The 6,263-nt window shown below is 39.6% G+C and carries 7 protein-coding genes; 3 read left to right on the forward strand and 4 right to left on the reverse strand.

The genetic code is table 11. From position 1 onward, the window contains the following. Window positions 1–506 precede the first annotated feature (506 nt). Window positions 507–962: a hypothetical protein gene (locus M3661_RS29455; RefSeq protein ID WP_251490999.1), complete on the forward strand. Its 456-nt coding sequence runs from the start codon at window positions 507–509 to the stop codon at window positions 960–962. 396 nt (window positions 963–1,358) lie between these two features. On the opposite strand, the gene M3661_RS29460 is transcribed toward M3661_RS29455, so the two are convergent. Continuing rightward, on the reverse strand, window positions 1,359–2,762 hold the full coding sequence (locus tag M3661_RS29460) for a S1 family peptidase (RefSeq protein ID WP_251491002.1): 1,404 nt from the start codon (window positions 2,760–2,762) through the stop codon (window positions 1,359–1,361). Window positions 2,763–3,002: 240 nt separating this feature from the next. On the opposite strand from M3661_RS29460, the gene M3661_RS29465 reads away from it, so the two are divergent. Next, window positions 3,003–3,515, forward strand: coding sequence for a hypothetical protein (locus tag M3661_RS29465; RefSeq protein ID WP_251491005.1), 513 nt, complete (start codon window positions 3,003–3,005; stop codon window positions 3,513–3,515). 292 nt (window positions 3,516–3,807) lie between these two features. Beyond that, entirely contained in the window at window positions 3,808–4,284 is a 477-nt protein-coding gene (locus tag M3661_RS29470) for a hypothetical protein (protein ID WP_251491008.1), read from the forward strand. A gap of 278 nt (window positions 4,285–4,562) precedes the next feature. Here the strand turns inward: M3661_RS29470 and M3661_RS29475 are convergent, their stop codons facing one another. The 3 genes from M3661_RS29475 to M3661_RS29485 are packed head-to-tail and all read right to left on the reverse strand — an operon-like array spanning window position 4,563 to window position 5,942. After that, entirely contained in the window at window positions 4,563–5,171 is a 609-nt protein-coding gene (locus M3661_RS29475) for a CPBP family intramembrane glutamic endopeptidase (protein ID WP_251491011.1), read from the reverse strand. A 6-nt stretch (window positions 5,172–5,177) separates the two neighbouring features. After that, the gene (locus M3661_RS29480) at window positions 5,178–5,387 is read right to left on the reverse strand and encodes a helix-turn-helix domain-containing protein (protein ID WP_021261114.1); all 210 of its coding nucleotides are present in this window, start codon (window positions 5,385–5,387) and stop codon (window positions 5,178–5,180) included. Window positions 5,388–5,399: 12 nt separating this feature from the next. Beyond that, the gene (locus M3661_RS29485; RefSeq protein WP_251491014.1) at window positions 5,400–5,942 is read right to left on the reverse strand and encodes a DUF2975 domain-containing protein; all 543 of its coding nucleotides are present in this window, start codon (window positions 5,940–5,942) and stop codon (window positions 5,400–5,402) included. Between the last annotated feature and the right edge of the window lie 321 nt (window positions 5,943–6,263).

Here is a 6,263-nt window from a genome sequence, read left to right on the forward strand (position 1 = left end):
TCCCATTCTCGTATAGCTGAACCATCTGTTTCTTGAAATCATCTGTAAATGTTCGTCTTATTCTTGGCATAGTAGATCCGCTCCTTGTTATGATGTGTTAATTCTACTAGCCCTTAATTTTTCTGTCTAACTAAGTGTAGCCGATCTACCCCCTCATGCTAGCAGATAAAGGGTTCAGCTTAAGAACTTTTTATCTCTATCAAAAGAGGGGGTAGACTTAATTGCTATTCAATTAAAAAGTCTTTGATATCGGCAACTTCGTTGTTGTAATCCATTCGAATATAATCTAGAATTTCAAACTGACCATCAATTTGTTCAATGGTGAACTTCAAGTTGATAACATCTCCAGAAAACATTCTCGAATTTCGATGATTTAAACTCTAAATGCGACAAGCCAATCCCATGGAGCTGCCTTAAACGCATATTGAAACGCTTTTTTCACCCAATTTACAATCGACAACTCTTGGTACGTTTCGCATTCTTACTTACTACAATGTCATGGAAATTTGGGCAAAGCTGCTCCGTATGCCAAGGAACTGCGTGCGATTGCGTTTGAGGAAGGACAAGATGATTACATTGCCGAGAGCTGGTTGTACGAGTCTGTCGCATTAATGGGAATGAAAAACTTTGAAGGCGCACTGCAAGTCACTCAGCAATATGCCGTTTATGGTGATCATTACGCATGGCTCTCCAAGCTGAATGAGCGTTATATATACATTGAAATAAAGCAAACCGAGCCAATTGAAGAGCTCATGAGCCTCTTGAAGGATCACCAGTTTCTGATTGTTTTGCCTGTTGCACTAGAAAGCTACGTCAGTAACAGCCTGTTCCATGACGCAGCCCAATTCCTCGAGAAATATAAAAATTACGTTGGCGATTTATTATCCAGAAAAGACCCTTTCCACGTGAAGCACAAATTACGCCTTTCTCATGCGCTGGCACAATACTATTTCAAAACATAATGCAATATCTCTGTTAGAGGCTGTTTTGTCAGAATAAGTAAACAGACTTGCCCAATCTGTAATTTGTCCCCATTTACTACATGAATCCAAATCGGGTTTGTGGCAGCCAACCGTACCGTCGATTGCTCGGCCTTCTCTCCCTACTCCTACTATTGCGCCTACCCAACTAAGCCATAGAAGAACAGCTTTATGAATTACTCCATGCTCCGAGTTAAGTGTTCCCAAACCCCCGCGCCTGCCAATATCGGTTGTTTTTTATCAAAAACATAGTTCATGGCGCGGAAATTCCGAGTCCTGTTAATGTTCGATGTAATTAAAAAAAGCAAACGCCGTAGTCCTTGTTGTTATCAAGAATCGCGGCATTTTTTTATATTCCTTTTATGTTCCTTTTTAGTTTTAAGGCTTGGAAATAATTTTGATTCCTTTAAGGTTTAAATCGGTAAACGTTGTCCAGATAGGATCATATACTTTATAACTTCCATTAGCAATTGGGCTTGAAGTGCTGTCAATTGTGATTTCTCCTGTATTGATTCCGGCTAAATCAAAAGTCCAACCTTGAAGATCATTATTATAAGCATAGTTGGTTAGGATAGGGCCTCCACTGTCTCCTTTTATGGACGTATATCCCGTAGCTAGTACCTCGGCACGATTATAGCCATATCCAGATACTCCCCAATAAATATCGACATTTGAATATTCAATTTTACCCGACGAAAAAGTTCCACTATTAGCGCCCCTTACATAAATTGTATCGCCGGGTGTATCACTTGTGTAGATTCCCGTAGTCATCGCCATATTTGAAGTGGAGGGATAAGGAACTCTTGAACGTCCACTGTAACTTGAATTCAATGTTATATAGCCGGCATCAGCGGTTTTGTCTGATCCATCGCCAGACGAAGAAGTTCTGAACGCAAAATTGCCAATGGAAGGTGTATCCCTCATTGGTTGGTACCACGCGGTATTGGTTCTTGCTTTATCTTGGCAATGCCCAGATGTAACCAACACCTCTTGATCACTTTGATTAACGCCGAAGTACCCCGCTGTACATATTTGATAATAATACTCACCCGAGCCTGGAACTTTTTCGTGTATATCGCCGCCTATTTTAGAACCCATGGGAAATGGAGAACCGTAATGCGTATCATCGGTGTGAAGAGTAAATGCCGAGGCTGGTACTGTAGTAAATTCAAGCATCTCTGATTGTGGGATAAGCGATGAGACCGTATCATTATTGACATGTGCATCTTCGTCGATCGCAATAATCAGTTTGTTATTTTTCACATCAGGTATGAGTGCACGAACAGTACCAGGCGTGACACTCTCCATAATTGTTACTTTCGCATTTTCGATATCTGCCCAAGAAAATTTCGTAACCTGAAATTCAACCTTGTCACGGTTTTGAATGGAATTTAAAACTTTTGTTTTTAAGGATTCCGAGTCCTCCGTAATTTGGATGACTACCGTACCCTTGTCGGCATCGTAGTAATGTCCTGAGAACTCATGAGGATCATTTTCAATTAACTTTTTAATGTTGGGAAAATCCATTTTGATTCGTTGCTTTTCTGCATAATTGTCCAGAAGCTCCGTATCACTTAGTTTATCTGGGGCAGTAGTCAGCTCCAAGGGATACGGTATTTTATTCATCGAATTTTTTTGAGTGATTTCCGCGATTTCAGAAATGGATCCGTTGACAGTTGTCCATTGATACTTATCCTCCGTATTTCCAGCGGCATTAATGCTTGAACTGATGAGCAAGAAACTGGAAAGTGCAATCGATCCTATTAGCTTTCTGATTGTCATTTCACGTTCATTCCTTTCTTCGTTATTGAATCTTAAATATAGAACGCTTCACTCTACACCTCCTTTCAGGATATTATGAGACATGCCTCTAAATAATAACGATTCAACTCTCTCTTTTCTAACGATATTATTTAAAAATTAAATAAAAAGGCAGATTCTTTAAGCAAACCTAAGAAAATTAAATTTAAACTGAAACAAAAACCAACCAATATACGTCTGTTTTAGTGGAGGTGGATAAATTTGAAAAAATGTTTAGTTGCTCTGATCCTTTTGGCTTTTCTCGGTTCCCCGTCTTTGGGCGCAAAGCAATCTGTCGCAGTAGAAGCAGAAAAACCCGCTTCTTCGACCCGACTGATTACGGAGCAACAAAAATTATTCTCAGTGAAAATTTCGGCCCCGCAAAAGGTAACAGCTAATGAGGAATTTATGATCAAAGCTGATCTAAAGAAAGAAACAGAAGAAGACCTGACAATGATGAGTGGAACGAAATTATTCGTCTATATAATTAAGGATAGCAGTGGTAAACAAATCAACTCCTACCCGATTAAGTCAGCCGGAATGAACTGGGTGTTCAAGGGCGAGGCAGGCAAGAAAACTTCAGAAAATTACAAATACAAAATAAAGGAACCCGGTGTTTACGAAGTTTCAGCAATTGGCGAATTTGCGATAGAACAAGACGGGAGTTACAAGTTTCATAAAATCCAGACAGATTCAAAAAAAGTGGTTGTAGAAAAGAAAAAAGAACTAAAGTAAGAAGTCAAAATGACTTTGACATGAGGACATTACGGGCATGACTCTCTGGAATAACCAGATGAATCCTAGTGACGATTCGTATTATTAGTCAACTCAACCATGCCCACCACTTCATGAATTTCGTTGATTCCGTACCCCTTCAACGGAAGCCAAATGACATCATTCAATTGTAAATAAGATTAATCGTTTTCTGAATGGAAAATCCTCTTTAACTACATCTTCCATCATCGTCCGCAACTGATACAACCGAGGCGAAAAAATAGCCATTTCCTACTACAGAAGATTTCTCATCTTGAGAGACTTGGATACGAGCGGAGCCGGCAACGAAGCCTTATGCCAGCTGATTGAATATTTGCCTATACTCCCTGATTCGCTAAGGCTCGATGCCTACTATCGCATTCTTACATACTACAATGTCGTAGAGAACTGGGCAAAACTGCTCCAGTATGCCAAGGAATTGCGCACTGTTGCTTTTGAGAAAGGTCAAGATGATTATATAGCAGAGAGTTGGTTGTACGAGTCGGTTGCACTAATGGGAATGAAAAATTATGAGGGTGCTTTAAAAGCAACACAGCAGTATGTTTCTTATGGGGATCATTATGCTTGGCTATCTCAATGTAATCGTCTCTATATCTTTATTGAGATGAAGCAAACAGAAGCTATCGATAAACTCATGAATATGCTTGAAGGTGACCAGCTACTTCTTGTCCTTCCAGTTGCTTTAGAATGTTACGTTAGTAATGGTCAACTCCAAGGTGGTCAAGAATAAGCAGTGATACTGAATCAGGCTATCAAGTAAGCAATATCGGATCGGGTTGGTCTCCATTGGAATGTGATATCGGGTCAGGGTGGTAAGCAACATCGGCTAGGGACGGAGCGCAAGGGTTTGTGACGCGAGGATTAGAGCATTGGTATAGGTTCAAAACATACAGATAGCGACTCTTGAGTTCAAGGGTCGCTTTCTTAATTAGGATAATATCCAAAATATCAAGAGTATCTAGGGATTAGAATCCATCCAACGGAAGAGCCGCATGGCATAACATCTTACTACACCAATTGGAACATCATCGTCATCGCCGAGAACGAATTGGCCAATCCGTGCATCATCCAGCTTGGAATAATCGATCCTCCTGCTAACTTCTCATTTATGTATCCCATAAACCAGCCAATTAAAACAGTAAATAACGTTATGATAACAACATTGATAATTCCGGTTCTTGAAAAAAACATAACTCCGTGCAAACAACCAAACAATAACGCCTGAACCGTGTTCCCTGTTGCAAATCCAAACGCAGAATTCAATCTTTTCCCGATAAAACCTCTGAATAATATTTCTTCAGATAAACCGGTTTGTATAAAAGCATACAGCAAAGCCGCAGCTATACCTGAAACGCCTACTCCATAAAATTGCGATGCAGCAACATCGGTGTCATTAGTGAAAAACAAAATAATTATCCACCCAAGAGATACGAACAAGAGAAGCGCTAAGAAGAACAAGATGAAAAAGGGTTTTCTTTTCTGGATAACAGGAAGTTTGCATCCAATCCATTCAAAAAAAGACTGCTTCTTTCTGGCGAAAAGGAACCAGCATACCAGAGGAATTGCACTAAATAGGATTACTTGTATAAGGGATGAAACCAACATAGGAACAGTCATCGCTTACTACTCCTCTCTCTTGTACTCTAAAATGTCGCCAGGCTGGCAATCAAGCACTTTACAAATCGCATCAAGCGTAGAGAAACGAATCGCACTTATTTTCCCCGTTTTTATATTCGAGAGATTAACATTTGATATTCCTACCTTCTCCGCAAGCTCGTTCAGAGATATCTTACGGTCTGCCATCACACGATCCAGCCTCAAAACAATAGCCATATACACACATCCTTACAGAGTTTCATCGGATTGCTGTTGCAGCATTCTGCCATAATCGAATATTTGAGCTAGACAAAAGAATACGACTGCGACCAAAATATAAAACAGCTCAAACGACACATTAACCCTTGCCGCTGGCGTGACCATTTGTACCATTACTATTTCAACAAGTCCAGGAATAATGGCCATGCCAGCTATGAGCAAGGATATCCGTTTCAAACGCTTCATATGCTTGGCTACAAACGGTGTATAGTCCTTACTAATATCTTTAAAAATCCACCCGGCAATAAATAGTATCACCATGATTAGACATAGCCTCACTACATCCCCACTGAATGTAATCATCAGATCGGATTTTGCGTAATCACTATGGTCGGTATGTAACAATATAGAGCTCATAGTGTTTATTGCTGCTGGAATTTCATCCACTGACACCTGAGCAAGCCACAGAATTGCAGCAATCTCCGCCATCGTTACTACCAACAGCATGATACACAGTATTCGCAAACAAACAGCCAATATTTTGCTCGTTTTCTGAATTTTAAGGGTGCTCATATGTTTCCTGCTCCTTTATTAAGATGATTAGAGCATAACAAAGAAATATATGTATATCAATAATAATTTAATGTTTATCATTAAATTATTATTGATAAATATTCAAAAAACAGGACTAGCCTAATGTCTCGAATTAAACTAAACTCTTATTTTTATATAACGTCTTAAAACAAAAAAAACCGCATTATATGCGGTCAGATTGTTGAGAAACCCTGTCTTTTTATAAAGCACAGGGTTTCTTTTGTTTTGCAGTCTAGGGATGTAAGAGAACCCATGGTGGTTATCCTCGTCTTTCTAGGCGATCCAGGTGGATCGCCATCT

It is taken from the genome of Paenibacillus sp. MER 180 (assembly GCF_023713665.1).
Taxonomy (GTDB): Bacteria; Bacillota; Bacilli; order Paenibacillales; family Paenibacillaceae; genus Paenibacillus_B; species Paenibacillus_B suaedae.